General features: G+C 50.5%; 1 pseudogene. It reads left to right on the forward strand.

Features of this window, described 5'->3' with window-relative positions:
• A pseudogene (locus ACTHS8_RS10830) lies at nucleotides 1–412 on the forward strand (LysR substrate-binding domain-containing protein); the annotation flags it as partial.

Raw genomic sequence — 412 nt, forward strand, 5'->3', positions numbered from 1 at the left:
GAAGAGAACTATACCCACATCCTGACCGAGTCGCTCAAACGTTGCGATGTCGATTCAATCGTCGTTGCCGAACCGTTCCAATAGCCGGGCATCGTGACCGAGCCTCTGTATTACGAACCTTTCTTCGTCATTGTTCCCAAAGGCCATCACTTTGAAGAACTCGATGCCGTTACTCCTCAGCTTTTGGGCGAAGAACAAGTGTTGCTGCTTTCCGAAGGCAACTGTATGCGCGACCAAGTGTTGGCAAGCTGTTCCGAATTGGCTTCCAAACAAAAAATCCAAGGTTTGACCAATACCCTGCAAGGCAGCTCCAACAACACCATCCGCCACATGGTTGCCAGCGGTTTGGCCATCAGCGTCATGCCGGCTACCGAATTGACCGAACACGACCATATGCTTTTCAGTATTATCC

It is taken from the genome of Neisseria sp. P0016.S008, assembly GCF_051957775.1.
GTDB lineage: Bacteria > Pseudomonadota > Gammaproteobacteria > Burkholderiales > Neisseriaceae > Neisseria > Neisseria flavescens_B.